This window comes from Nocardia sp. NPDC049190 (assembly GCF_040648115.1).
GTDB lineage: Bacteria > Actinomycetota > Actinomycetes > Mycobacteriales > Mycobacteriaceae > Nocardia.
On the sequence record NZ_JBEZDE010000058.1, the window covers coordinates 1 to 26,415 of the forward strand.

The window sequence follows — 26,415 nt, forward strand, 5'->3', positions numbered from 1 at the left end:
GTGATCGGGCTGCAGCGTTCGGCGATCGGCACGCTGGTCGAGCGGACCACCCGATTCACCATGCTGATCCCCCTGCCCCGCGAGGACGGATACGGAGTCATCGCGCGCACCAAGAACGGGCCCGCTCTAACCGGCTACGGCGCGGTGACCATGACCGATGCGCTCACCAGAACACTGCGCCCGCTGCCACCGTTGCTGCGACGATCGTTGACCTGGGACCGGGGTAAGGAACTGTCCGACCACGCTCGCTTCACCGCCCGCACGGGCGTGGAGATCTACTTCGCCGACCCGAAGAGCCCATGGCAACGCGGCACCAACGAGAACACCAATGGTCTCCTTCGCCAATACTTTCCGAAGGGCACCGACCTGTCCCGGTGGTCGGCGCGTGACATCGCGGCCATCGCCCACACCCTCAACACCCGACCCCGCAAGACCCTCGGCTGGAAAACACCCGCCGAAGCCTTCACCGAACAGCTACGATCGCTCGAACAAACCGGTGTTGCAACGACCAATTGAATACGGCCAATACACGTCGATCGCGTTCACCGACCGGCTCATCGAGGCCGGGATCGACGCCTCGGTAGGCACCACCGGAGATAGCTTCGACAATGCCCTCGCCGAGACGATCAACGGTCTCTACAAGACCGAACTGATCAAGCCGAGAGGGCCGTGGCAGACCGTTGACCAGGTCGAAGTCGCCACCCTCGAATGGGTCGACTGGTTCAACCACACGCGGCTCTACGAGTACTGCGACGATATGCCACCGGTCGAGTTCGAGGCCCTGCACTACAGTCACAAAACAACTCAGCAAACCGCCGAGTTCTCACACCAGTAAGTCTCCCAACACTCCGGGGCGGTTCAGTTGCGACGGTCACTAGAACCCCTGCGCGCGAAACCAGGGTTCAGCCGACCGGGAGTTTGACCACCGGATTGGGGCCCAGATCGGTGACATACACGCTGCCTGCCGTGTCCACCGCCAGCCCCTGGGGATTCTTCAGGCCGGTGAACGGCAACGGGGTCGGCGTCGACGCGCCCGCCGCCAACCTCACCACCCATTTGTTACCCCAGTCGACGATGTAGACGTCTCCCGTCGTGTCGACCGCCACACCCTGGGGATCTTTGAGCACCGTGAACGGCAACGTGGTCGACGCCGACGCGCCCGCCGCCAACCTCACCACTCGCTCGGTACCCAATTCGGTGACGTACACGTTGCCCGCCGAGTCGACCGCCAGACCCTGCGGATCTTGGAGCCCCGTGAATGGCAGTATCGTCGGCGTAGACGCGCCCGCCGCCAACCTCACCACCCGATCATTACCCCAGTCGGCGACGTACACGTCTCCCGCCCCGTCGACGGCCACACCATGGGGATTCTTCAGGCCGGTGAACGGCAACGGAGTCGGCACGGACGCGCCCGCCGCCAACTTCATCACCCGATCGTTACTCGTATCGCTGACATAGACGTTGCCCGCCGGGTCGACCGCCACACCCTGGGGATTCTTCAGGCCGGTGAACGGCAGCGGAGTCGGCGCCGACGCGCCCGCCGCCAACCTCATCACCCGATCGCTACCCATGTCGGTGACGTATACATCGCCCGCCGGGTCGACCGCCACGTCGGTGGGCAGGCTGACGCCGGTGAACGGCAGCGGACGCTGTGACGAGTAGCCCGAGGCGTCAGGTGTGGGCGAGTCGCCACCGCCGCCTGATTCCCGTTGGACACCGAGGACAACAGCTACGGCGGCCACCACCACCGCGACCGCGGCGGCGAGCAGACCGGCGGTCTTGGGCGACAATCTGATTCGCCGCCCACGGCGCGCAGCCACGCCCACGGGAGTGCTGACCACGGAATCGTCCACCGCGGCTTCGGCCGCCGCGGCCAGTTCGCGCACGGTCTGGTAACGATCGTCGGGGTTTTTGGCCATGCCCTTGGCGATGACCGCATCGAACGCAGTCGGTACATCGGGTGTAGTGGCGCTGGGTCGCGGCGGCGGGGTGTGCAGGTGATGGGCGATCACACCCTGCATCCCCAATTCGCTCGCAAACGGCGGGCGGCCGGTCAGGCATTCATACAGCACGCACGTCAACGCGTACACGTCCACTCGGGCATCGGCCTTGACTTCCGCGCTGATCTCCTCCGGCGCCATGTAGGCGACGGTGCCGATGGTCTCGCCGATCGTGGTCAGCGTACGGTCGTCGGCTGCGTGGGCGATCCCGAAGTCGATCAGGGAGGCGAACTCATCGGCCCCTAGCAGGATGTTGGTGGGTTTGACATCGCGGTGGACCAACCCGGCGTCGTGGGCCGCCTGCAGTGCGCCGGCCACCTGTGTAATGATCGCCACTGCCCGCCGCGGCGACAAGGTCCCTTCTTGCTTGATCACCGTGCGCAGGTCGGTGCCCTCGATCAAGCGCATATTCAGATAGAGCCGACCGTCGATGTCGCCGAAGTCGTGGATGGGGATCACATGCGGCTCGGTCAACTGCGCCACCGCCCGGCACTCCCGACGGAACCGCTCGCGCAACTGCTCGTCATCGGCGTAGCGCTCGGGCAACACCTTGAGCGCCACTACCCGGTTGGTCAGCGAATCCTGCGCCCGCCACACCTGGCCCATGCCGCCCTGACCCAGCAGCGACAGAAGCCGATAGCGTCCGAACGCCTCCGCTGGACAAGTGGCGTCCCCGCCACCCACTGACATGTCATCCATTGTGCCGTCCCGTGAGCACTCGACTGGCAAACGGTGTACTTGCTTGCATTCCAACCACGCCCGACCGGGTAGCCCCACACCAGTTGCTATAGCCAGGCCAGACAGTTGAGCGTCGGTGCGCAGATTGCCCAGCCATGTTCGTTCCTGGCAAGTACGGGGCCAGGCACTGCCCCGCCACTGGTGCGTGTGCGCGGATCGTGCCCAGAAGTCCGCCAACAACCTGTCGCAATTTCAGCGTACCTCTGAGCCCTCCGCACCCTGATGGGTTTGCCGGTTGGTCGGTAGGGGCAGAGTCGGTGCCGGTAGCCCCGGTAGGGCAAGCTCCACGGCCGCGTTACGCCACTCGCGAATGGGGGCGGCGTTCGCGGCGGTCGATGTGCGCTAAGCCTCATCCGCGGTTGTTACGCCGGCCGGCCAGCTGGTGTCTCCATGTCGAGTCCACAACACGAGGAGACATGATGAAAGGGAACATGATGAACGGGAACGTCGAGGTGGTCGTCGTCGGTGGAGGGTACGGGGGCGTAACGGCGGCCAACCGCCTGGCTCGGCGTGATGGCGTGTCGGTGACCCTGGTCAATCCGCGTCCCGAGTTCGTCTCGCGGATCCGCCTGCATCAGTTCGTGACCGGCTCCGACGACGCGGTCGAGGGCTTCGGTGCGGTTCTGGGTGGGAACGTCCGGCTGGTGGTCGACACCGCGACCCGCCTCGACGCTGCCGGGTGCCGGGTGTCACTGGCGGGCGGTGGCACGCTCTCCTACGACTACCTCGTCTACGCGGTGGGCAGTGGCGCCGCCGACCCCGGCGTGCCCGGAGCGGCGGAGTTCGCTCATTGGGTGTCGGACTTGGAGGGGGCGCGACAACTGCGGTCGGCACTGGATGCGACGCCCGCGTCGGCTTCGGTGACCGTCGTCGGGGCCGGCCCGACCGGCCTGGAGACCGCCGCCGAGCTGGCGGAAGCGGGCCGCAAGGTCACCCTGGTCTGCGGCGACGTGCTCGGCCCCTCCTTGCACGCCCGGGTCCGCCGCCCGGTCGCCCGCCGGCTCGCCGAGCTGGGTGTGACCGTCCTCGAAGGTCCCTGTGCGCGGGTGACGGCAGTGACACAGGACGCCGTCCGGCTCGACGACGGCCGGTCGCTGCCCAGCGCGGTGACCATCTGGACCGCGGGATTCCGTGTCCCGGACCTGGCCGCCCGCAGCGGGCTGCGCACCGACACCGACGGCCGCTTGCTCACCGACGCGACGCTGACCAGTGTGGACGACGTGCGCATCGTCGCAGCCGGGGACGCGGCGGTCACGACGGGCCAGCCGTTCCGGATGAGCTGCCAAGCCGCCGTGCAACTGGGCCCGGCAGCCGCCGACACGATCCTGCGCCGGATCGCTGGGAAGACACCTGCTCGCGTGCGGATGTTCTTCGCCGGGCAGTGCCTCAGCCTCGGCCGCAACGAAGGCGTCACCCAGTTCTCCTACCCGAACGACAAGGTGAACGCGCTCAGCATCAACGGGCGGACCGGTGCCGGCGTCAAGGAGATCGCCTGCCGGTTCACCCTCAACAAGCTGGTGTCCGGGGCGCGCAAGGCCAGTTCCCACGCATCCCACGGCGACAGCGCCGACCGCGTGGCAGCGCCTCAGCCGTAACACACGCCCTCCACAGCCGACGCACCGATCACGACCTCTCCGGCAGATCATGCCGCAGACTGGAGGTGTGGCACGCACGCCCCAGAGGGGTATCCCCGGCGGGGGTACCCCAGGAGGCACGGCCCGCTCCCGGCCCACCGGGCCGACCGCGAGAGAGCGAAACGTATGACATGAGCGACCACGTCACCGACCCCGCGACCGAGGCTTTCGTCGCCCACCGCAATCTGCTGTTCACCGTCGCGTACGAAATGCTCGGATCGGTGGCGGACGCCGAGGACGTCCTCCAGGAGACCTGGCTGCGATGGGTCGGAGTCGACCTGTCACAAGTGCGGGACCAGCGCGCCTACCTGGTACGGATCACGACCCGGCAAGCACTCAACCGGCTGCGCACCCTCCAACGGCGCAAGGATGCCTACGTCGGTCCCTGGCTACCCGAGCCCCTGCTCACCGCGCCGGATGTCGCCGATGACGTCGAACTGTCCGAGAACCTCTCACTGGCACTCATGCTCATCCTCGAAACCCTTTCACCGACCGAACGCGCCGTCTTCGTACTGCGCGAGGTCTTCGACTTCGGCTACGACGACATCGCGGCCACCATCGACAAGAGCCCCTCCGCCGCACGCCAGATCGCCTACCGCGCCCGCCGACACGTCGACGCCCGCCGACCGCGCACGCCGGTTTCCCCCGAAGAGACCCGGGCAGTACTCGATTCGTTCCAGTCCGCCCTCGCGACCGGAAACCTGCAGGGGCTGCTCGACGTACTCGCCCCGGACGTCGTTTTCGTCAGTGACGGCGGCGGCCTCAAATTGGCAGCCCTGCGGCCCGTCGTCGGCGCCGACAAGGTGCTCCGCTACATGGCCGGCAGTGTCGACAAGGCCGGCGGCGCCTTCACCAGTGAGCCCACGGCGATCAACGGAAACCCCGGACTCATCCTGCGGGTAGACGGCGTGATCGACGGCGTACTGGCCTTGCGCGTGGACAACGCCCACGTCACCGGCCTCTACTACGTCCGCAACCCCGAAAAACTCACCCACGTCGAGTCCGAGACAGCCCTCGCCTCCCGCTGACCGCCCCGTTCTCTTCCTAGTTGTCGTGCAAGAGGATCGGGACCACGGCCGGCAGGGCGGGATCCCCACCGGCGGTTCACCGAGATTCACGACCGCTTCCTCGGGACTCGGCGCGGCCGGAGCGGCTGCAACCAGCTGACCCGTGTCCTCCCGGCCGTGCCGTTCAGCTGCTGCTCAGCCGACTCAGCGTAGGGCCGTCCGCGTAACTGCATGCTGTATGAGGCAAACGTGAGCAGGTCGAAGCGACGATTGTGCGGAACTCGTTCGCGGCGTTGGCGATCAGGTCGCCGCCTGGCATTTCATCAACGGCGTTGCGGCGGACTGGAGCTCACCTTTGATCAGTGCGGATGCCTGGAGCGAGACGACTCGCAGCGGTCGAGAACGGAGTCGGCTTCCGGCTTTCGCAGGCGATGCGCGCGGTGGATGGGTTGGTCGGGCGGCGTGCGGATCAGACGAGCAGCACTCTCGAAGCGTTGGACCAAGTCCGTCGCTGCTCGCCCGGAGGTTGGTAGCGCATCGAGGCCCGCACGAATCGTCGGGTTGCGCCTAACCCACGTCGCGGCGCAGCCACGTGACCTCGGCGCCGGATTCCGTTCCGTAACGGTAGATTTCGAGGTCTTCGTCCCATGGGGTGCCCAGCGCCCGCTCTATTTCAGCGGGCAGGTCGTAGGCGGAGTGCTTGCCGAGTTCGCGGGCGGCCTGCAGCATCGCGCGCAGGCGCATCTCGCCCATCGTGACGTCGCCGTTGGCGCCGGTGGAGCCGTGCCAGAGGCCCAGGCCGGGGACGAAACTGTAGCGTTCGCCGTCGACGCCGTCGCTGGGGTCCTCGGTCACCTCGAAACGCAGTACCGGCCACGAGCGCAATGATTGGGCGATTCGGGAGGCGGTGCCGACGGGACCGATCCAGTCACTGGTGGCGCGGAGTTGACCGTCGGCTGGTTGCGCCGTCCAACGCAGTTTCGCCGGGGAACCGAGGGCCGAGGTCAGCGCCCACTCGACATGCGGGCACAGCGCGGCAGGCGATGAGTGGATATAGACCACACCCGCCGTCGCGTCCGCGAACTGACTCGATGCTCGCACCACCAATACCTCCAGCTTCGACGAGGAACGTCTTCCCCAACGACTCGTCGAACTGGCGTTGCCCGAGTGTACTGGAGTGCCCGAAGTTACACGTGTTACTTCGCAACCGTGTTGTGCGTAGCTGCCGACTCGGCGATGACGGCATCGCTCAGCGGCGGCCAGGCCGCGCGCGCCCAGTCGCCGAAATTCTCGTCGGTCAGGGCCAGGCACGCCAGCCCGGCGGCAGGGTCGACCCACAGAAATGTCCCGGATTGGCCGAAATGACCATAGGTGCGTGGCGAGTTCGTGGCACCGGTCCAATGCGGCGTCTTTCCGTCGCGAATCTCGACGCCCAGCCCCCAGTCGTTGGGCCGTTGCGAACCGTAACCCGGCAGCACGCCGTTCAGGCCGGGGAACTGTACCGAGGTGGCCTCGGCGTGCAACTCGGCGGAGATCAACCGCGGGGTCAGCAATTCGGCGGCGAAACGTGTCAGATCGGCGGCGCTGGACCGTCCCGCGTGCCCGGCTGGACCGGCCAGTACCGAGGCGGCCATACCCAGCGGCCGAAACACCGCGTCGCGCAGGTATTCGTCGAACGCGATCCCGGTCTGCTCGGTGACGAACTCGGCGAGCACCTCGAAACCCGCGCTCGAGTAGATCCGACGAGTTCCGGGGGCGGCCTGAATGTCGGTGGTGTCGAACGCGAAACCAGACGTGTGCGCCAACAGGTGACGCACCGTGGCGCCGGGCGGCCCGGCGGGCTGGTCCAGTTCGACCGCGCCTTCCTCCACCGCTACCAGCACGGCGTATGCCACCAGCGGCTTGGTGACCGATGCGAGGGGGAACACCCGGTCGGCATCGCCCTCGCTCGCGACAGCACCGTCGGCGCCGACCACCGCTGCCGCCGCGTGCCGAACCGGCCATTCCCGAATCTGTTCGAGTGAACGCACCCTGTGAGCCTACGAGAACCGGATCGACACCCTCGACTCGCCATCGGCCATGGCGAGGTCGCGTTCGGATCCGGGTCGTCGCCGACGCATTCCGCGGTGATTTCGCGCCGCGGCACCGCACGATCGCCCCTGCCGGCGCGGCCTGTCCGGGGAAGTACCGGATGTCCGCGGGCTTCCGCGATCGACACCGCACTCCGCCATCCGGGCGAGACAGTCTCGTCCCGTTGTTCTCCTCGATCGAGGGAATGACGGCGTTCACGCTCACCTCGGAGGTCACCGAAAGCCCGCTCGACTACGCGAGCCGGTGACGAAGTGCCGGACCGAACTCGCCGCGCACGGCAGGGCACGCCACCGACGCGCCACCCCCTGTCGCGCCGACTCGAACCCGGGACCAGACGGGCGGTGCGCCGAACCGTGAGCGATGGCGCCGGGCCGGCGTCGACTGCTTACACTCGGGAGGCGTCAACCCTCCGAGCGACCCACCCATAGCTGACGGATCGTGGAATCGAGAGACCGCATGGCCGAACAGCCGATCACCGTCGACGCGTACCTCGCGGCATTGCCCGAGGAGGTACGAGGCGTTCTCGGCGAGATCCGGCGCACCATTCAGGCAGCGCTACCGGAGGCGACCGAGGCGATCAGCTATGGCATTCCCACCTTCCGGCTGCACGGTCACAGCATCGTCCACTTCGCCGGTTGGAAGCAGCACGTCAGCCTGTACCCGATCCCGGAAGGCGACGCGACGTTGACGCGCGCTGTCGAACCGTATCGGGCGGGCAAGGGGACGCTGAAATTCCCGCTGGGCGCGCCGGTTCCGTACGACCTGATCGCACGGATCGCCACCGCGCTCGCCACACGGCGTTAGTACTGCCTTGCGCCGTGACAGCGAAGCCTGAGTACCGTCGAATCAGTGTGATCCGACAGGGATTCGTCCGCGGAGGACACTCGACGGCGTCTACCAGTCGGCGTCGGTGTACTTGATGATGCCGCGAATATTCTTGCCGTCCAGCATGTCCTGGTAGCCCTGATTGATTTCTTCCAGCGAATAACTGCGGGTCACCATGTCGTCCAGGTTGAGTTGCCCGGACTTGTACAGCGCGAGCATGCGCGGCGCGTCCTGACGGGCGTTGCCGCCGCCGAAGATACAACCCTTCACCGTCTTCTGCAGCATCGACAGCAGGAAGCTGTTCAGCTTGACGTCGCTCTCGTCCATCCGGCCCATCGCGGTGACGACGAGGGTGCCCGCCTTGGCGGTGAGAATCAGGCCCTCCTCGATGTACTCGCCGTGCATCTCCCCCATGGTGAGGATGACCTTCTCGGCCATCCTCCCCTCGGTCGCCTCCATCAGCGGCATGATCGCCGCCGCCATGCTCTCGTAGGTGTGCGTGGCGCCGAACTTCTGTGCCTGCTCGCGCTTCCACGGATTCGGGTCGACGGCGACGACCTTCGAGGCGCCCGACAGTACAGCGCCCTGTAGCGCGCTGATGCCGACCCCGCCGATCCCCGCGATCACCACGGTCTCGCCCGGGGACACCCGGGCGACCGTGGTGGCCGAGCCGAATCCGGTCGGGACACCGCAGCCGACCAGGCACGCCACCTCGAACGGAATGCTCGGGTCGATCTTCACCACCGAGGTGTGGTGCACCGTCATGTACGGCGCGAAGGTACCCAGCAGGCACATCGGGATGACGTTCTCACCACGCGCCTGGATCCGGTAGGTGCCGTCGCTGATCGCTTGCCCCATCAGCAGGCCGGCACCGAGGTCGCACAATGCCATGTGCCCGGCGACACAGGCCGGACAGCGACCGCAGGCGGGAATGAACGAGAGGATCACATGATCGCCGACCTGGAGGTCGGCGGGGCAGTTCGGCCCCAACTGGGTGATCACTCCCGCACCCTCGTGCCCGCCCATCACCGGGAAGCCGGGCATCGGGGTCGCTCCGGTCACGATGTGATGATCCGAATGACACATACCGGCGGTTTCCAGCCGGATCTGCACCTCGCCTGCGACCGGGTCGCCGACCTCGATCTCCTCTACCGACCACGGCTGGTCGATTCCCCACAGGATCGCGCCCTTCGTCTTCATTCCTGTCGACCCTCTCGCATGCACGTGCTTATATGTGACTGCACCCACAGTACGAGAAACATGTAACGCGTTCTAGTACCGAGCCGGAAATTCAGCGATACGGCCGAACCAGCACTATGAACGCGTTCTAGTGCGGGCCGAATCCACCAGTAGCGCAGCCTTACTACTCAGCCGCGTACGTCATGTAGGTGATGCACCAGGTCGTGCACGAAGTATTTGGCGAACGACTCCACCGTGAAGACCGCGCCGTCGTCGCGTTCGCCGCGCAGTGCGCGCCGCGCGGCAGGCACCGACTCGAACAAGCGCGCGATCTGTCCGGCAGCCTCGGCCAATTCCGCGGCGACACGCGCCGGGTCCTGCTCGTCATAGCGGTCAGCCACCGCGGTCGCGTCTTGGTCCCAGTTCGGGAAGCGCGGAATCACCCCCTCTCGCTCAGCCGCGAGCATCAGGCCGAGCCGGGTGTCGAAGAGGCGGCACACGTCGCGCACATGGGCTCCGTATTCCAGCGGAGACCAGGTCGAGCTGTCCGGTCGCTTCCGGACGTCGACCCGATCGAGCACCACCGCGAACCGCACGGCCGTCTGCCGCGTCAGCGTGGGAATCGCCTCATAGCTGGTCGAGGCGGCGATAAAACCGCATTCGGGACAGGCGCGTTCGAGCACCCAGGTCCAGTTCTTCACATCGGGAACGATCGACATGCACCCACGCTATGCGTGGCTGAATATTACCGGCCACACATATCAAGTCAAACATCGGCAACATCCCGACATTCACATCAGGCGCTGCGCCCGGTCGAACAACTCGAGGGTGATCGCGTGCAGGAAGTCACCGACCGACTTGGGCGCCTTGCCCGCGAACGCGCGGGCGTGCGTGCCCTCCAGGACGATACCCAGCTTGAAGCAGGCCAGCACCGTGTACCACGGCACGGCATCGAGGTCGCGATCGGAGAAACGGCCGTAGTGCGCGACCATCTCCTCCGGAGTCGGCAAACCGCCGACCGCGCCGAGTGTGCCGACGAGCGCCGCACCGGTGGTGCCCGGCTCCGGGCGGGTGGCGATCTGCCAGCCGAGGTCCAGCAGTGGGTCGCCGATGGTGGACATCTCCCAGTCGACCATCGCCGCCACCTGCGGACTATCGAAGCGGAACATCATGTTCGCCAGATGGCAGTCGCCGTGCAGGATGCCAGGAGACCACTGCGCGGGGCGGTTGCGGTCCAGCCACTCCCCGACCCGCTCCACACCGGGGATCTCCGGTCCCGGATAACCCGCATTCGCCGAGTAGGACTCGAGCTCGCCGAGCCAGCGTGGCACCTGTCGTTCGAGGAAGCCCTCCGGCTTGCCGTAGTCGGCCAGACCCAGCGCTCGATAATCCACGGCACCCAGCCGCGCGATCGCCTCGACCGCGGACAGGCCCATTTGCCTGCGGACCTCCGGATCACCGGCGTGCAGTGCGGGTAGCTCGTTCTGCGGGTTGAATCCATGGATCGGTTCCATCAGATAGAAGACCGCGCCGAGCACCGATTCGTCGGGGCACGCCGCGATCACCCGAGGCGCGCGCACGTCGGCACCGTTGAGCGCACCGAGCAAGCGGGCCTCTCGCCGAATCACATCATTACTCCTGGCGCGCAGATGTTCGGGGCCGCGCCGCAGCACGTACACGCGGCCACCACGGGCGAAGCGGAGCATGATGTTCTGCGTTCCGCCGCCCAGCGTGGTCACATCCTCGAATTCGCCGGTGGGGAGCTTCTGCTCGTCCATCCATGCTCCGACGACAGCGAAGTCCACGACCGCGGGATCCACATCGACCGGTTGTGCAACAGCCATGCCCCACATTGTGCACCACCCGACCTCGCAAACTGATGGCATATGACAACAGTTGGCGTCCACCGGCGCGGCGTAGGGTTTCGGGAACCATGCACACGCTGTTGATCGACAATTACGACTCCTTCACCTACAACCTGTATCAGCTGATCAGCGAGGTGAACGGGGTCGAGCCGACAGTCGTGCGCAACGACGAGGCACAGACCGTCGCCGAGCTGGAACTCGGGCGCTTCGACAACGTTGTCATTTCGCCGGGTCCGGGACGGCCGGATGTCGCGCGCGACGTCGGGATCTCGGTGGCGGTGATCCGCGAAACCGAGCTGCCGCTACTGGGCGTGTGCCTCGGGCATCAGGGCATCGTGGTCGCGGCAGGCGGCATCGTCGACGCGGCGCCCACCGCCAGACACGGGTTTCTCGACCGTATCGAGCACGACAACCGGGATCTGTTCGCCGGAATCCCGCAGGGTTTCACCGCCGTGCGGTATCACTCACTGTGCGCGCGGCGACCATTGCCGGAGGATCTGGAGATCACCGCGGTGGCCCCGGATGGCGTCGTCATGGGCGTGCGACACCGCAGCAGACCGCAGTGGGGCGTGCAGTTCCATCCGGAATCGATCGCGGGCCAGTTCGGCGCGACACTGTTGCGCAATTTCGCGAAACTCACAGCGGCACGCGAAGTTCGGCCGAACTCCTGGCACGGCACAGCCCCGCGACAGTCGGTGGCGGCGGCGATCGAATTCCCGCCGGAGGCGGACACCCACACACCGTCCACCCGGGTGGCTGCCGGCGCGGACGCGACGCTCGCGCCCGAGCAATTCCCCACTGCGGCCGTCCGATTCGAGCGCTCGGCCGATAATGCGTCGCCCGTCACGCGGACGGATTCGACTCGCGCCGTCCACCCGGTACCGCCCGCGCGAACCTTCCGACTCCAGCAAGACGTGATCGAGCGTGCGATCGATACCGAGAGCGCGTTCGTACGGCTCTACGGCAACTCCCCCACGGCATTCTGGCTCGACAGCGAACACGTGGAACCCGGGCTCGACCGGTTCTCGTTCCTGGGCGACGCGAGCGGACCACTGGCTGAGGTGCTGCGCTATCGGGTAGGCGACGGCGAGGTGACGGTGGAGTCCTCCGACGGCCACCGACGCACCGTCACCGGCGGCATCCTGGACTGCCTCGCCGCCGAACTGCGGGCCCGACAGCTCGACCTTCCCGAGCTGCCCTTCGACTTCGTGGGCGGATACGTCGGCTATCTCGGCTACGAGGTCAAAGCGGACTGCGGCGGGAACAGAACCCATCGCGCACCGACACCGGACGCGCAGTGGATCTTCGCCGACCGGGTGGTCGTGGTCGACCACGTCGGCGGACGGACGTATCTGCTGTCGCTCACCGACGCCACACCGGACGCCGCCCGGGCGGGCGCCGACTGGCTGCGCGATACCCGCGAGACGCTCGACACTCTTCCGACGTGGACGAATCCACCAACGCTCGAGATGCCCTCGGACGGCGAATCCGTCGCGCCACTGCTGACCCGTGGCCAGGACCGCTACCTCGCCGACATCGCGGTCTGCCAGGAACGCCTGTACGCGGGCGAGTCCTACGAGATCTGCTTGACCGACAGCGCGACGATCCCCGCCGCCGAAGCCGACGGACTCGACTTCTACCGCGTCCTGCGGCGCTGCAACCCCGCACCGTATGCCGCCTACCTCCGCTTCGACGATCTCGATATCGCCTGTTCTTCGCCGGAGCGTTTCCTCAAGATCGACCGGCACCGCACCGTGGAGAGCAAGCCGATCAAAGGCACCGCGCCGCGCGGGGCCACCCCCGCCGAGGACGAGCGGCTGCGCCGCGACCTGGCCGACAGCCCGAAGACCAGGGCGGAGAACCTGATGATCGTCGATCTGCTCCGCAACGACCTCGGCCGGGTCTGCGAGATCGGCAGCGTGCACGTGCCGAAGTTGATGGCCACCGAACAGTACACGACCATGCACCAGTTGGTGTCCACCGTGCGCGGCAGGCTACGGCCCGAGGTCGACGTAATCGACTGTCTGCGTGCGTGTTTCCCCGGCGGGTCGATGACCGGCGCCCCGAAGCTGCGCACCCTCGAGATCATCGACGAGCTGGAAACCGAAGCACGCGGGGTCTATTCGGGCACCATCGGCTTCGTCGGGCTCGGCGGCACCGCGGACCTGAACATCGTGATCCGCACCGCCGTACGCTACGACGGCCGCTGGCGGATCGGTGCGGGCGGAGCCATAGTGCTCGATTCCGACGCCGCGGACGAATACCACGAGGTGCTGCTCAAGGCAGCCGCCACCTTACGGGCGGCGACCACGCGCGCCGTCCACTGAGACCGAGCCGATCAGGGCGCCGACACCACACCGGGGCACGCCCCCGCGGGACTACTTGCGCCGCCTGCGCGGCTTGGCGGGCGGTTGGTCCGCGGGCGGCTCGGTCCCGGTCATACCGGTCAACCTGCCGAGCAGCGCGACGCCGGGCAGCCTGGCCAACCGGCCGAGTACCTCCTCGCCGAGCGAAATCATCGCCTCCAGTCTGGGCAGCAACCGGTCGTACGCCGCGAACGCCGGATCGGCGAGCGCCAGCGTGCGATCGAGGCGATCGATCGTCGAGTTCAGCCTGTCGATCGCGATCGACAGGCTCTCGACCAGATCCGGCAGTTGCGCGGCCAGCTGCGCCGACGCCGGGGGCAACCGCACTGCCGCGTCGAAGGCCGAACTCGCGGTCAGCTGGGCAGCCTCCAACGCCTGACTCGCCGCCGACTGCGCCGCTTCGACCGCGCCCTGCGCGGCGGCAAGAACATCGGCGGGGCCGGGCATGCCGGGCAGTTTCGGGGTCGGCGGCCTACGACCCGGGCGTTTCGGGTTCGTCATGGGAATACTGTGCCGTACCGGACCGCCCGAGCACGGTATTGCCGCGACCCGCGCGTTGTCCGCGCCCCGCCGAGCGCCAGCACCTCGCTTGCTCGGCGTGTCGGAGGGTCGTGGCATAGTTCGAACACGATGAAACTGAGCAAGGGCGCGAACGCGCCGGTACCGACATCCCTTCTAGCCGTGGTCGTTTCATGGCGTTCTGAGCACGTGGTGGACGCGCACGCGCTGCTCCTGGACGGGTCGGGCACGGTGCGTTCGGATCGGGATCTGGTGTTCTACAACGCGCCGCGACATGTCTCCCAGGCGGTGACCCTCGACCAAGAGCCCGCGCCGCGGACCGCGCGGCTGAGTGTGTCACTGCCACGCACCGAGGCGGACGTCGACCGGATCGTCCTCGCCGGATCGGTCGACGGCGGAACATTCGGGGACATCACCGGTTTGACCGTCATGGTGGACGCCGTCGACGGCGCTGTCGCGACCTTCGAGATCGAGGACACCGACGCGGTTCCCGCGCTGATGTTCGGTGAGTTCTACCGCAGGGACGGACGGTGGCGGTTCCGTGCCGTCGGTCAGGGCTGGTCGAGCGGCCTGGCGGGACTGGTGACCGAATTCGGTGTGCGGGTCAATGATCCGGCCGAGCCGGCCCGCACGACGCACCCCACCGATCCATTCCGAGTGCGCGGGTCCGCTCGTCCGTCGCCTGCGCAGGACCGACGCTCGACCCGGCCGCTCACCGGCGCACATCCGGACCCGGCTTCCGCTCGGCACGAGCGGCACGACGGCGGCCGGCACATTCCGCACGGTGATGACTCCGCCGCCGATCCGTCCCCCGGCAGCACCGGGCCGGCGCGGGTAGGCCGAGCCCACCGACCGAATGCGACCACCGCTGAAGACACTGTGGCGCATCGGTTCGGCCCACACGACGAAGCCGACGGCGGCCGGGATCGGCGCACCGCGGCGGACGCGCACGCCAGGCCGGACGACACCGCACCGGGACGGCCACACACCGACCTGCTCGACCGCACCGCGCCCCGGACGCACCCGAACCGCCCGATCGATCTGACCCGGCACGCACCGGAAACGACACCGTCCGCGCCGCCACCCCCGGATCCCGAACGCGCCGACTGGCATTCGGACCCCGAAGACCCGCGGCGCATGCGCTGGTGGGACGGTACCGAGTGGACCAGCGCGGGCTACCCGCGCGCACAGCCGAGCGATCGGCACTGCGCACGCTGCGGCGATCCGCGGCGCCGCAAACTGTTCGGCGGACTCGTCCCCTGTCACAAGTGCGAGCAGGAGATCGAGGAGTACCTCACACACTGGCACACCAGGGCCTGGCGCGTACTCACCACCCACGGTCCGCGCGGACCGGAATGGGCGGCGCTCTGGGCCGCGTTGCGCTATCAGCGCATCGACGCGGACGCAGGTCGCCTGGCATTGCGCGAGGTCGCCCTCAGCTACGTGGAGCGACTGGTCACCTTCACCTTCGCCGATGGTGAGGTCCAGCACGCGGAGTTGGAGCTGTTCGAGCAAGCGGTCACCGAACTGGCGCTCGACGGTCCGCTGATCGAAGACCTGCGCAGGCGAATGCACCGCGGGCGCACCCTGGCCCGGCTGCGCGCCGGTGATCTGCCGGTGATTCGCACGCCTGGTCTGCACTTGGACCCCGACGAGAAGGTGCACATCGATCTGCCGGCGACGCATGTGCGTCAGCTGGCGCGCGGCCCGAAACTCACCGAGGGCAGGCTGATCGGCAGCACCAAGAAGTTGCGTTTCGTCGGCGAGGGGACCGGCACCGAAATGCCGTGGTCCCGGATCGTCTCCGTGCACGCGGAGCAGGCCACCGTGGTGATCGCGGCGACCTCGGCACGTGGCGGCGCGACGTTCGCGGTCGCCGACCCCGACTATGTCGCCGCCGCGCTGGAGGGCGCGCTGCGCGTGGCCAAGCGGCTCGTGCTCACGCCGGGCCAGCGCGATACCCGCAGCATCCCGCAGGAGGTGAAAGCCGAGGTGTGGCAGCGCGACGGCGGCAAGTGTGTCGAATGCGGCGACGGGCACTACCTGGAGTTCGACCACGTCATCCCGCTCAGCCGGGGCGGAGCGACCAGCGCCGCCAATCTCCAGATCCTGTGCCGCTCCTGTAACCGCGCCAAGGGCGCACGGATCTGAACTCAGCGCGCGATCAGGCCAGCCGTCCGTCCCAGATCGGCCAGCATCGCGTCGAACAGGATCTCGGGATTCGCCAGCGGGATCGGATAGTTCCCGAACACCTCCAACGTGACGTGCCCGTAGAGCCGGGCCCAGATCTGGATCATCAGGTACGTCACCCCGAGGTCCAGCTTCTCGGCGGGAAACTTCTGGCCCGATTCCGACAGCGCCGCCAGCAGCTCGGTCTGGAAGTGCACGAGGTCCTCACGCAGCTCCGGCGGGATGACGTCGGTGGGCGGAGTGACAATGTCGTAGGTGGCCAACAGCCTGCCCGCCGCGGCGAGGAAGATGCGGCCGAACGGCTCGTCGAACCGGCGCAGCAGCCGCGCGCGGCCGGCCCCGGGCGAGGCGAACACCAGGGTGAACTGCCTGGTGTGCGCCAGGGCCCAGCGCCGGAATCCACGGCAGATGGCGAAGAACTGCACCGCGCCGTCGTCGGGCAGCGCGGCGATCTCGGCGGTCAGCTCCTCGGCCAGATCGGCACAGAAGTCCAGGCGCAACCGTTCCAACAGCTCGTCCAGCGACTTGTAGTACCGGTACAGCGCGGGGGCGGTGACACCGAGTTCACGCGCGATCGCGCGGAGGGTGACGAACTCCGGCCCGTGTTCGACCAACAGCGTGCCGGCGACCCGTCGGATATCGGCGTCGTTCACCACCGGTGAACGACCCCGCGGTTTGGACTGATGCACCAGTCGATTCAAGCGTATTCGACCTCCCAACGCTTGATCCCGTTCAGCCACCCCGAGCGCAGCCGCACCGGATCGGACACCTGCCGCAGATTCGGGATCACGTCGGCGATGGCGTTGAACATCAGGTCGATCTGCAGCCGGGCCAGGTTGGCGCCGACGCAATAGTGGGTGCCGGTGCCGCCGAACCCTACGTGCGGGTTGGGGTTGCGCAGTACGTCGAAGCCGAACGGATTCTCGAACGCGTCGGAGTCGAAATTGGCCGAGCTGTAGAACAGTCCGAGCCGCTGGCCCTTCTTGATCTGCTGGCCGCCCAACACGGTGTCCTGGGTCGCGGTGCGCTGGAACGCGGTCACCGGCGTGGCCCAACGAACGATCTCGTCGGGTGCGGTGCGCGGCCGTTGCCGCTGATAGATCTCCCACTGTTCCGGGTTGTCCACGAAGGCCTTCATGCCGTGCGTGATCGAGTTGCGGGTGGTCTCGTTGCCGGCCACCGACAGCAGGATGACGAAGAACGCGAACTCGTCCGAACCGAGGTGCTCGCCATCGATGTCGGCGTTGACCAACTGGGTGACGATGTCGTCGGCGGGGCACGTGCGCCGCCGCTCGGCCAGGTTCCACGCGTAGCCCATCACCTCGGCGGTGGCGGCGTGGTGGTCGCCGTCGAACTCCGGATCGTCATAGGAGATCATCTGGTTGGACCAGTCGAAGATCTTCTTGCGGTCCTGCTGTGGGATACCGATCAGCTCGGCAATCGCCTGCAGCGGCAGCTCACAGGCCACCTGCTCGACGAAGTCGCCGCCGCCGGCTTTCTTGGCCTCGTGCACGATCCTGGCGGCGCGTTCGGTGAGCGCGGCACGCAGACTCTCCACCGCACGCGGGGTGAAACCCTTGGAAATGATGCGGCGGGTCTTGGTGTGCTGGGGCGGATCGAGGTTCAGCATCAGCATGTTGCCGAGCAGGTCGATCTGCTCGCGCGTGGTTTCCTCGTTGAACCGAATGATCGCTGTGTTCTCCTGCGAGGAGAACAGCTCCGGATTTTTCGAGACCTCCTTGATGTGGTCGAGCCGGGAGACCACCCAGTAGCCGCCGTCTTCGAAGCCGCTGGCACGGCCGGACTGGACGCACCACCACACCGGGGCGGTGCGACGCAACTCGGCGAACTCTCGGATGGGCAAGCGGGTGGCGAGCAGGTCGGGGTCGGTGAAGTCGAATCCTGGCGGGATCGAGGGCGTGGTCACGGTCACGGCGAACTCCTACCGGTCTGGGCGGACCGCACGAGATCGGGTCGGCGGTCCCTATCCGATGCAACCACAGGACACCACTTCGTGAACAGTGTTTAGTAAAACATGTTTACTTTTTCCGGCGCGACCGGAGCGGTCCTCGATCCGATATCACGGTCGAACGTCCGCTCGACGAGTGCGCAGACGGCCCACGACGTTGAACCGGCACTCGACATCCTCCACCTTCCACACTGGAACCGAGTCGCCGACGACCGGCTCAGGGCAACGGCGTGAGCGGCGGCGGCGCCCAACGCCCCTGCACCGCCTCCGCTTTCGGCGCGTACAGACGCATGGTCAAGGAGAACTCGCCCGCCTCCGGAATGGGCAGCCAGTTTCCGACGGGAACGCTCGGTCCCGGATCCGAGAACTGGAGCGTGAGATCCAGGGAGCCATCGGGATTGAGCACCACCGGGGTCTGGTGCCCGACCGAGTGGATCTGCGCGGGATTCGGCACCAGGTAGCTGTCGACGTCGTAGGCGGTCAGCGACCAGAAGGCCTCGACCGGCGGCAGCGCGCCCGGCGCGAAGTGCAGCCGGAACCGGGCCTCGCCGTTGCCGTGGTCCACCGTGACGAACTGTGTCGGGTAGATGGCATCCTCGGCCTGCGCCGCACCGAGACCACGCCAGGCGATGGAAGCGCGCAGCAGATAGTTGGTGCCATAGCTGCCGATACCGGGGTCGTAGGCCCAACCGTTCTCGTTGATCGCGCGCGGGTCCAGATACACCGGGATCTGCTGCTTGGCGGTATCGACCGCCGCGACGAGCTCCTCGTCGGACAAGCCCGAGACGCTGCCACCCGGCCGGATGCCGATCATCGCGAAGCGACGCATCGCGGGCGCGTCGTCGGGTGCGGGCGTGTTGACCGACATCACGGCGCACATCCGGTCGAAGAATTCGCGCGGTTCCAGCGCGGCGACCTGCTCCGGCGGGGGCTTCGGAGCCATCTCGCGGCTGGGCGGCGCGGCGGGCCCCGCCGGCTCTCGTCCCGCGATCCACGCGCTCAGTGGAACCAACTTCAGCTGCTGCTGCACCGCGCGAACGGCGGGAATACCGGCCTCACCGTCGACCTGGATGAGGCCGAACAACCACACCGTCGACGTCGGCATAGGCATCGGCGCGAGATCCTCCGGCAGCGCTCCGGACCAATCGGGGCCGGTCACCACATAGGTGAACGGCGGCTCGGCCGATTTCGCCTGCGGCCGGATGCTGCTGGGATTGTGCACCGTGTTCGTCCAGGCGTCGAGCAGTTGCATCAACCAGTACCGCCGACCGTCCATCGCGGGGACCTGGAACACCATCGGTTCGGTCCGTAAATCCAACCAGGCGGTCGAGTACAGGATGTCCATGCTCTGCCGCACCAGACTTCGGCTCTCCGGGGTGGGCAATGTCGTGGCGTGCTGGAACTGGTTGCTGGGCGTGGTCGCTTCGGACGCTTCCCGGGTGAAATCCATCAACACCAGCGGATAACCGAAAATATAGGCATCTCGCGCGATCGCCCCGGACTCACCGGTGACGGCGCCGCCATGCGAACCGTCCTGGTCGGGTCGGCCGCATGCCGCCAACCCGGCAACGGCCACCGACGTCGCCGCCATGCCGAGCACAGTGCGCCGCGATATCGCGGGACTGCTCTCGCTGCTGTCGTCCATGATCCTGCTCCGCCTCCGATCCGATCGGGCACCGCGCGAGATCCGCCCCGGATTATAGCGCCATCGGCGAAGATAACTGCTGGTCAGCGCCGTAGGAATGAGCAATATCCGAGGTCGACGCGACGCGCGGACCGGCGAACCTGGCGCGCCGAACATCCCGGCTCCGCCTGCGGATCGGTGCGGCGCGCACATCGATACGCTGCGCTGGTCGCCTCGGCCACCCGACCGGTCACGACGACGCGCATTACCGCCAGTCGATCGAAGCGGCCCGCGATCGCACCACAGAGCCGACCTCGGTCAGATCTCCAGGATGGTGTTCATGATGGTCCCCGCGCTGGTGGCGACGATACCGCCGATCATGGCGCCCGCCACCATCTTCGGCGACTGCAATCCGCCGCCGGTCCACTTCTCCCAGGCGAATCGGCCACCCGCGTACACGATACTGACGATTCCGGACAGCAGCGCGAACCATGTCAGATACCGAACGAACTGTAAAAGCTTGTCCGACAGGGGAGGCGCCTCCGGGGTCGGATTGGCGATCTGCGCCAACGTGGTGATCGAATCGCCGACCGACGCCAGAATGATGCTCACCGTCTACTCCCTACGCTCGAGTACAAACACGCCGTCGCCGTGTGGTCGTACGAAAGATGTTCGACTACCGACGAATTCGATCGCCATCGAGCATACGGGCCCTACCGCGCCACCGCGCGCACACTGCGTCGAGCAGGTACAACGCGAGACTCGAGCCCGATTCGCCCGTGGCAACCGGTCGCGACTTCGGCTACGCACAGCGACCAGGCTCATGGCGACTGCGCCGACCGTCGACCGACACTCCGGATTCCCCGGCACGACCGAACTCGCTGCGCCGCAACGGCCTGACTGCGCGGTGTCGAACAAACCGATACGATCTCCCCAGCGAGTCACTGCCCTTGTCCCGAACCCAGAATGAGCGAACGACGATGATCCTGGCCGCCGCCTACGACACCCTGGCGCAGTTCGGCAATCCGACCCCCGAGGCTCCGCCGATATCCGACAAGTTCCTGCAACTGGTCCGCTACCTGACCTGGTTCGTGCTGCTGTCGGGCGTCTGCGGCATCATCTACGCGGGCGGCCGCTTCGCCTGGGAGAAGTGGACCGGCGGCGGACTCGAGTCACCGAAGATGGTGGCGGGCGCCATGATCGGCGGTGTCGTCGCCACCAGCGCGGGGACCATTATGAACGCCGTCATCGGCTGAGGCGCACGTCCGCAGCGTTAAGCCTCGCTCGGCCATAGCATCTCGATATAGCGGCCGCGTCCCACTCAGGCCATCGTTCCGGGTCGTAGGCACGGAAGTCGGACGAGTTCAGTGCACAATCCCTGCGCTTCGCGCGGCGTGCAGCCAGTCCGGGAACTCGCCGAGCAGCCGTGCGTACAGCTGGGCGTCATCGACCTCATCGATGTCGTCGACGGCGAAGAAACCCGCGTTGTCGACCAGCCGGTCCGACAGCTCGTCCAGGGTCCGCAGCACACCGTAGTCGGCCCGGCCCAGACCGATGAACTGCCAGAACGCGGGCAGCCGCGACGCTTCGCGCAGGAGGGCGGCGATCTCTCGCTTCTTGGCGAAACCGCCGTCGGTGCAGAACAACACGAGAGTGGGGCGGTCACCGGGACGCAACGAGTCGAGGATGTCCCGGATGACCGGCGGCTCGTCGTTGCGCCCGCCGAGCCTGCCGTAATCGATACCCGCGTGAGTTCCGCCGAGGTGTAGGAAGGTCCGTGCCCATTCATCGCCCTGCTCGACCGCGATATCGGGCAACTTGACGAAGGAGAGCGCGTAGAGATACGCCTCCAGGACGCCATCGTCATCGAGCTGAGTGGCGACCGGGATCATCCGCTGCACGACCCGATGCACAACCTGATCGCGGTACTGCCGGCGCATGCTGCCGGTCTTGTCGATGACCAGCACGACGCGGGCGCGAATCCCGAAGACGGCCCTATCGATCAGAACTTTGGCCACTTCCCGCTTCCGCAGATCCAGTTTCGCGCGTTTCTCCAAGGAAAGCTTCGTCTCGCCCGGGACGCTGAACACCTCACCCGACCGGGCGGTCGGCGGCGCGGGGACCGCAGCAACCTGGGGCGTCGACTCCGGCGTCGACAGTGCGGGGAGAGGTGGATTCCTCGGTTCGTCGTCCACGCTGACGCCGTGATCGGTGACGAACGCGGCGAATCCGCCCGCATAGCCTTGTCCGACCGCCCGCACTTTCCACTCCCCGTCGCGCCGATAGAACTCCAGCGCGATCACCACCGTTTCGCTGCCGAGCCCCTCGATTCGGTACTCGTAGAGCACCGTCCCCGCCTCGTCGGCCACGGTCGCGACCGGCGACGCGAATCGGCCGAAGGTCGCCGCCGGATCATCCAGGGTGAGCACCGCGCGCAGTTGCGCGACATCGTCAGGCAGGTCAGCGAGCGAAATCGCCAGCGTGGCTGACGTTCCCGGCTCCAAGGACACTCCGGGCGCGCTCGGCTGACCGAAGAACACGAAGTCCTCGTCCGACCGCACCTGCCCGGCTCCGGTCAACAGCAGCGCCGACATGTCCACCGCGGCCTCGGTCCGTACCGACACCAGCACCTCGGCTGCCGCCAGTGCTCCGTTCTGCCCCTTCACCAACGCAGCACCCACTGGAGACTCCCCGTCGTCGTTTCTCGGCATCGCCACCGCGATCAGCCTAGGACAGCACCCGGCACGACCGCTGCCTTCGCGTTCGGCAGCTGGACGAAGCCGGTGCGACCATCCTGAGGACCTGGAACTCTGCCTCGCCCGCTCGGTTCTCCGGTTCACGATCCGACGAACCCACGATCGCCGTCGCGCACGGCGGCGACATCCCGAGTCCCGCCGATTCTTTCGACGAACCGCGGGGTCGATGTCAGATCGGCGTCCAGGCCGACAGCGCTCAGGACGCTCCGTCGATTTTCACCGTGGACACTCGGCAGTTCACTGCGGACGAGCCGATTCCGCGGCTCCAGTGATGTTGCGCGCCATCCCGCCGAAGATGACGGCGTGGAAGGGAGCGATCGACTTCCAGTACAAATGCCCGGCCAGGCCGTGTGGTTCGAAAAGGGCGCGCTGCCGGTAGGTTGCGCCACTGCCGTCCGGCTCGACGGAGAGCTCCAGCCACGCGCGACCGGGAACCCGCATCTCGGCCCGCAGACGCAGCATCGTCGGTCGCTCGATCCGCTCGACCCGCCACCAGTCCAGCGCCTCCCCCTCGTGTAGCCGGTGCGGATCGCGGCGTCCCCGGCCGAGGCCGACGCCGCCCGCCACGCGATCGATCCACCCACGCAGCGACCAGGCCAGCGGGAACGAGTACCAACCATGTTCTCCGCCGATCGCCTCGATCACCTGCCACAGCGTGCTCGGATCGGAGCGGGTGTGCAGCTCGCGCACATCCTGGTAGACCGAGCCGCCCGACCAGTCCGGATCGGTGGGCAGCGGGTCCGATGGGGCGCCGTGCGGGTCGGCGTCCGACCATCTGGTCGGCACGTCCAGATCCCGAGTCTTCTGTAGCGCCAGTGCTACCGCCTGCTCGTAGCCGGTCAATCCGCGCGGCGGATCCGGGATGTGCTCGGCCACCGCGTGATCGCGGCATACGACATCATTGATCAGCGACTCCATCAGCGGCACCGCGATCGCGCTCGGCACCGGGGTCACCAAGTTCACCCACTGTGCCGACAGCCACGGGGTCAGTACCGGAACCGGCACGATCACCCGGCGCGGCAACTGCGCCACGGTGGCGTAACCGCGCATCATCCGCACATAGGTCAGGACGTCCGGGCCCCCGATATCGAAGACGCCGCCGACACCGCTGGGCAGCCGCGCTGCCTCGGTCAGGTAGTACAGCACGTCGCGGACCGCGATCGGCTGAATCCGGTTGCGCACCCACCGTGGCGTGACCATTATCGGTAGCCGCTCGGTGAGATAGCGCAGCATCTCGAAGCTGGCCGATCCGGAGCCGATGATCACCGCCGCCTGCAGAACCAGCGCGGGCACCGACCCGTCGAGCAGAATCCTGCCGACCTCGGCGCGGGAAGCCAAGTGCCGCGACAGCTTCTGCCCGGTCGGGACGATGCCGCCCAGATACACGATCCTGGTCAGGTTCGCACTCGCAGCCGCCGCGGCGACCAGCGTGGCCGCGTCCCGGTCCACTGTCTCGAAGTCGGCGCGTTTCAGCGAGTGGACCAAGTAATACAGCACCTCCTGCCCGGCCAGCGCGGCGCGCACGTCCTCGGCCGCGGTCACGTCACCGCGCACCACCTCCACTCGGTCCCGCCACGGCGCCTCCGCGAGCTTGCCAGGAGTACGTGCCAGCACCCGCACCGAGTGACCGGCCCGCAACAACTCCGGAACCAGCCGCCCGCCGATGTAGCCGGTCGCACCGAACACCACACATCGCACGACTACCATCCTCTCGCTTCGGCCCGCTTCCTTCTGGTGATGACCCGGAGTCCAGGTGTCAAACGGCGGCACACGGTTCACTCGGACCGGATGACGACACGCCCCGATTGCGCCGTGACCTCGAATCACCATGCCGTCGGCGAACTCGACTGCGGTTGATACACCGGTGCGCCGGAGCTTCCCACCCCGCGCGCCTCGCCGGGCCGAACCAGCCCGGCCGAGTGCGCAAGCCATGCTCGACCGGGCGGATCTCATGCCAGACTTGGCGCGTGAGCGAAGCAACCAAGGGTCACGAACCGGACAACCGCATGGCGCGCGACCGGGGTGACGTCATCGGTGCGGGCGTGCTGTGGCTGGCCAAATGGGGGCTGTGCGTCGTCGCGATCGCTGCGGGCGCATGGGTGCTCGGAGTCCTGGTCGCCGAACTGTGGGTGGTGATCCTGCCGGTGGTGTTGGCGATCGTGGTCGCGACCGTGCTGTGGCCACCGACTCGCTGGCTCACCGCACACGGCCTGTGGCCCGCCGCGTCGGCCTCGATCGCGGTACTCGGATTCCTCGGGGTGCTGGCAGGCGTCATCGCCCTGATCGTGCCGTCGGTGGTGGACCAAGCGCCCGAACTCGCGGACAAGGCGACCGAGGGCGTCAACCGGGTGCGGGACTGGCTGCGGGGTCCGCCACTGAGAATCCGTGACGAGCAACTGGATTCGGCGGTCGACGCGATCGTGTCGCGACTGCGGTCGAGCTCCGAGCAGATCGCGACCGGTGTGTTCAGCGGCGTCAGCACCGCGACATCGACGCTCATCACGCTGTTCCTCGTCCTCGTGCTCGCGTTCTTCTTCGTCAAGGACGGGCCACGGTTCCTGCCGTGGCTGCACCGCGTATCCGGCAACCGCAGCGGCCGGCACCTGGAAGAGGTCCTGAATCGGGTCTGGGTGGTGCTCGGTGGGTTCATCCGCACCCAGGCACTGGTCAGTTTGATCGACGCCGTACTGATCGGAGCGGGTCTGGTCATCCTCGGGGTTCCGCTGGCGCTGGTGCTCGCGGTGATCACCTTCCTCGGTGGGTTCATCCCGATAGTCGGCGCCTTCGTCGCCGGCGCGCTCGCAGTGCTCGTCGCACTCGTCGGCAACAGCCTTGTCACCGCGCTGATCGTGCTCGGCATCATCGTCGCCGTGCAACAACTGGAAGGCAATGTCCTGCAGCCGGTCCTGCAAAGCCGCAGCATGAAACTGCACGCGGTGATCGTGTTGCTCGCGGTCACCGCGGGTGGCTCGCTGTATGGCATAGTCGGCGCTTTCCTCGCCGTGCCTGCCGTCGCGATCGTCGCGGTCGTCCTGCGCTACATCGGGGAGCAGATCGACGAAGCCACCGCCGCGCCACCGGACTCCGAGCTCGCCACCGCGTCGGAGCCGAAGACCGAACCCACGGCCGAACAGCCGAACAGCCGAATATCCGAATAGTCGCATAGCCGCGGCACAATTCGGCGGTGGTCGGCAGGCCACCGTTCAACTCACTCCGAATGTAACTATCGCCGTCGCCCCGCGTCGTTTCTAGCGTCAATGCTCATGACAACCGATCTGAGCACGACGCACGACGCCATCGCCGACGACATGGCACCGGCCGTCACGGACGACTCCGCGGCGATCAACGATCTGGCGGCGGCGCTCGAAGGCGACCTCTACCTTCGCGGTTTCGATCCAAACCTGATCACCAACTAGCCACTGCCCCACCACATCCGATCGCCCGCGCCGAAGGAGGCCCCGATGACCGAACCCGCCCTCTCCAGCGACTGGAGCTTCGAGACCAAGCAGATCCACGCAGGCCAGGTTCCCGACAGCACGACCAACGCCCGCGCGCTACCGATCTACCAGACCACCTCCTACACCTTCCGCGACACCACCCACGCCGCCGCACTATTCGGACTCACCGAACCGGGCAACATCTACACCCGGAT

General features: G+C 67.2%; 24 protein-coding genes and 1 pseudogene. 12 read left to right on the top strand and 13 right to left on the bottom strand.

Annotated features, from left to right (window positions below; translation table 11 throughout):
- Nucleotides 1-516 (top strand): IS30 family transposase (locus AB0B25_RS29535; RefSeq protein ID WP_357186343.1); only part of this gene is annotated, 516 nt, incomplete at its 5' end.
- Nucleotides 517-523: 7 nt separating this feature from the next.
- Nucleotides 524-835: pseudogene (locus AB0B25_RS29540) on the top strand (integrase core domain-containing protein); the annotation flags it as partial.
- 67 nt (nt 836-902) lie between these two features.
- Here the strand turns inward: AB0B25_RS29540 and AB0B25_RS29545 are convergent.
- On the bottom strand, nt 903-2,699 hold the full coding sequence (locus AB0B25_RS29545) for a serine/threonine-protein kinase PknD (RefSeq protein WP_357186346.1): 1,797 nt from the start codon (nt 2,697-2,699) through the stop codon (nt 903-905).
- Between the two features lie 458 nt (nt 2,700-3,157).
- Between AB0B25_RS29545 and AB0B25_RS29550 the strand changes: the two genes are divergently transcribed.
- Both AB0B25_RS29550 and AB0B25_RS29555 read left to right on the top strand, forming a co-directional pair.
- Nucleotides 3,158-4,333: an FAD-dependent oxidoreductase gene (locus AB0B25_RS29550; protein ID WP_357186349.1), complete on the top strand. Its 1,176-nt coding sequence runs from the start codon at nt 3,158-3,160 to the stop codon at nt 4,331-4,333.
- Nucleotides 4,334-4,503: 170 nt separating this feature from the next.
- Nucleotides 4,504-5,400 carry an RNA polymerase sigma-70 factor gene (locus tag AB0B25_RS29555; protein ID WP_357186352.1) on the top strand — a complete coding sequence of 299 codons (897 nt, stop codon included), beginning with the start codon at nt 4,504-4,506 and terminating at the stop codon, nt 5,398-5,400.
- A gap of 546 nt (nt 5,401-5,946) precedes the next feature.
- Here the strand turns inward: AB0B25_RS29555 and AB0B25_RS29560 are convergent.
- On the bottom strand, nt 5,947-6,480 hold the full coding sequence (locus tag AB0B25_RS29560) for a DUF3145 domain-containing protein (protein ID WP_357186355.1): 534 nt from the start codon (nt 6,478-6,480) through the stop codon (nt 5,947-5,949).
- A 95-nt stretch (nt 6,481-6,575) separates the two neighbouring features.
- On the bottom strand, nt 6,576-7,409 hold the full coding sequence (locus tag AB0B25_RS29565; RefSeq protein WP_357186358.1) for a serine hydrolase domain-containing protein: 834 nt from the start codon (nt 7,407-7,409) through the stop codon (nt 6,576-6,578).
- Nucleotides 7,410-7,570: 161 nt separating this feature from the next.
- Between AB0B25_RS29565 and AB0B25_RS29570 the strand changes: the two genes are divergently transcribed.
- Both AB0B25_RS29570 and AB0B25_RS29575 read left to right on the top strand, forming a co-directional pair.
- Nucleotides 7,571-7,717 (top strand): hypothetical protein, encoded by a 147-nt coding sequence (locus AB0B25_RS29570; protein ID WP_357186361.1) that lies wholly within the window; start codon nt 7,571-7,573, stop codon nt 7,715-7,717.
- 209 nt (nt 7,718-7,926) lie between these two features.
- Nucleotides 7,927-8,274: a DUF1801 domain-containing protein gene (locus AB0B25_RS29575; protein WP_357186364.1), complete on the top strand. Its 348-nt coding sequence runs from the start codon at nt 7,927-7,929 to the stop codon at nt 8,272-8,274.
- A 90-nt stretch (nt 8,275-8,364) separates the two neighbouring features.
- Here AB0B25_RS29575 and AB0B25_RS29580 read toward each other — a convergent pair whose 3' ends face one another.
- The 3 genes from AB0B25_RS29580 to AB0B25_RS29590 all read right to left on the bottom strand — a co-directional run bounded on the left by AB0B25_RS29580 (nt 8,365) and on the right by AB0B25_RS29590 (nt 11,327).
- Nucleotides 8,365-9,495 (bottom strand): NDMA-dependent alcohol dehydrogenase, encoded by a 1,131-nt coding sequence (locus AB0B25_RS29580; protein ID WP_357186367.1) that lies wholly within the window; start codon nt 9,493-9,495, stop codon nt 8,365-8,367.
- Between the two features lie 167 nt (nt 9,496-9,662).
- A complete protein-coding gene (locus AB0B25_RS29585; protein WP_357186370.1) occupies nt 9,663-10,193 on the bottom strand; it encodes a DinB family protein in 531 nt (176 codons plus the stop codon).
- A gap of 72 nt (nt 10,194-10,265) precedes the next feature.
- Entirely contained in the window at nt 10,266-11,327 is a 1,062-nt protein-coding gene (locus AB0B25_RS29590) for a phosphotransferase family protein (protein WP_357186398.1), read from the bottom strand.
- An 80-nt stretch (nt 11,328-11,407) separates the two neighbouring features.
- Here AB0B25_RS29590 and pabB point away from each other — a divergent pair, with 80 nt between their 5' ends.
- A complete protein-coding gene (gene pabB / locus AB0B25_RS29595) occupies nt 11,408-13,666 on the top strand; it encodes an aminodeoxychorismate synthase component I (protein ID WP_357186373.1) in 2,259 nt (752 codons plus the stop codon).
- 51 nt (nt 13,667-13,717) lie between these two features.
- Here pabB and AB0B25_RS29600 read toward each other — a convergent pair whose 3' ends face one another.
- Complete coding sequence (locus tag AB0B25_RS29600) at nt 13,718-14,206, bottom strand: hypothetical protein (protein ID WP_357186376.1); 489 nt, start codon at nt 14,204-14,206, stop codon at nt 13,718-13,720.
- A 129-nt stretch (nt 14,207-14,335) separates the two neighbouring features.
- Between AB0B25_RS29600 and AB0B25_RS29605 the strand changes: the two genes are divergently transcribed.
- A complete protein-coding gene (locus AB0B25_RS29605; protein WP_357186380.1) occupies nt 14,336-16,375 on the top strand; it encodes a TerD family protein in 2,040 nt (679 codons plus the stop codon).
- 2 nt (nt 16,376-16,377) lie between these two features.
- Here the strand turns inward: AB0B25_RS29605 and AB0B25_RS29610 are convergent, their stop codons facing one another.
- From AB0B25_RS29610 to AB0B25_RS29625, 4 genes are all read right to left on the bottom strand, one after another.
- Entirely contained in the window at nt 16,378-17,103 is a 726-nt protein-coding gene (locus AB0B25_RS29610) for a TetR/AcrR family transcriptional regulator (RefSeq protein ID WP_357186383.1), read from the bottom strand.
- 8 nt (nt 17,104-17,111) lie between these two features.
- Nucleotides 17,112-18,341, bottom strand: coding sequence for a cytochrome P450 (locus AB0B25_RS29615; protein WP_357186401.1), 1,230 nt, complete (start codon nt 18,339-18,341; stop codon nt 17,112-17,114).
- Between the two features lie 259 nt (nt 18,342-18,600).
- On the bottom strand, nt 18,601-20,028 hold the full coding sequence (locus tag AB0B25_RS29620) for a DUF1254 domain-containing protein (RefSeq protein WP_357186386.1): 1,428 nt from the start codon (nt 20,026-20,028) through the stop codon (nt 18,601-18,603).
- A gap of 297 nt (nt 20,029-20,325) precedes the next feature.
- Entirely contained in the window at nt 20,326-20,619 is a 294-nt protein-coding gene (locus AB0B25_RS29625) for a hypothetical protein (RefSeq protein WP_357076347.1), read from the bottom strand.
- Between the two features lie 368 nt (nt 20,620-20,987).
- Between AB0B25_RS29625 and AB0B25_RS29630 the strand changes: the two genes are divergently transcribed.
- Nucleotides 20,988-21,263, top strand: a complete 276-nt coding sequence (locus AB0B25_RS29630; protein WP_357076350.1) for a hypothetical protein — start codon at nt 20,988-20,990, stop codon at nt 21,261-21,263.
- Between the two features lie 108 nt (nt 21,264-21,371).
- Here the strand turns inward: AB0B25_RS29630 and AB0B25_RS29635 are convergent, their stop codons facing one another.
- Together AB0B25_RS29635 and AB0B25_RS29640 are read right to left on the bottom strand one after the other, a co-directional pair.
- Complete coding sequence (locus tag AB0B25_RS29635) at nt 21,372-22,718, bottom strand: VWA domain-containing protein (RefSeq protein ID WP_357186404.1); 1,347 nt, start codon at nt 22,716-22,718, stop codon at nt 21,372-21,374.
- Nucleotides 22,719-23,000: 282 nt separating this feature from the next.
- A complete protein-coding gene (locus tag AB0B25_RS29640) occupies nt 23,001-24,470 on the bottom strand; it encodes an SDR family oxidoreductase (RefSeq protein WP_357186389.1) in 1,470 nt (489 codons plus the stop codon).
- Between the two features lie 299 nt (nt 24,471-24,769).
- Here AB0B25_RS29640 and AB0B25_RS29645 point away from each other — a divergent pair, with 299 nt between their 5' ends.
- From AB0B25_RS29645 to AB0B25_RS29655, 3 genes are all read left to right on the top strand, one after another.
- A complete protein-coding gene (locus tag AB0B25_RS29645; protein WP_357186407.1) occupies nt 24,770-25,921 on the top strand; it encodes an AI-2E family transporter in 1,152 nt (383 codons plus the stop codon).
- A 105-nt stretch (nt 25,922-26,026) separates the two neighbouring features.
- Nucleotides 26,027-26,179, top strand: coding sequence for a hypothetical protein (locus AB0B25_RS29650; protein WP_357186392.1), 153 nt, complete (start codon nt 26,027-26,029; stop codon nt 26,177-26,179).
- Between the two features lie 45 nt (nt 26,180-26,224).
- Nucleotides 26,225-26,415 (top strand): PLP-dependent transferase (locus tag AB0B25_RS29655; protein ID WP_357186395.1); only part of this gene is annotated, 191 nt, incomplete at its 3' end.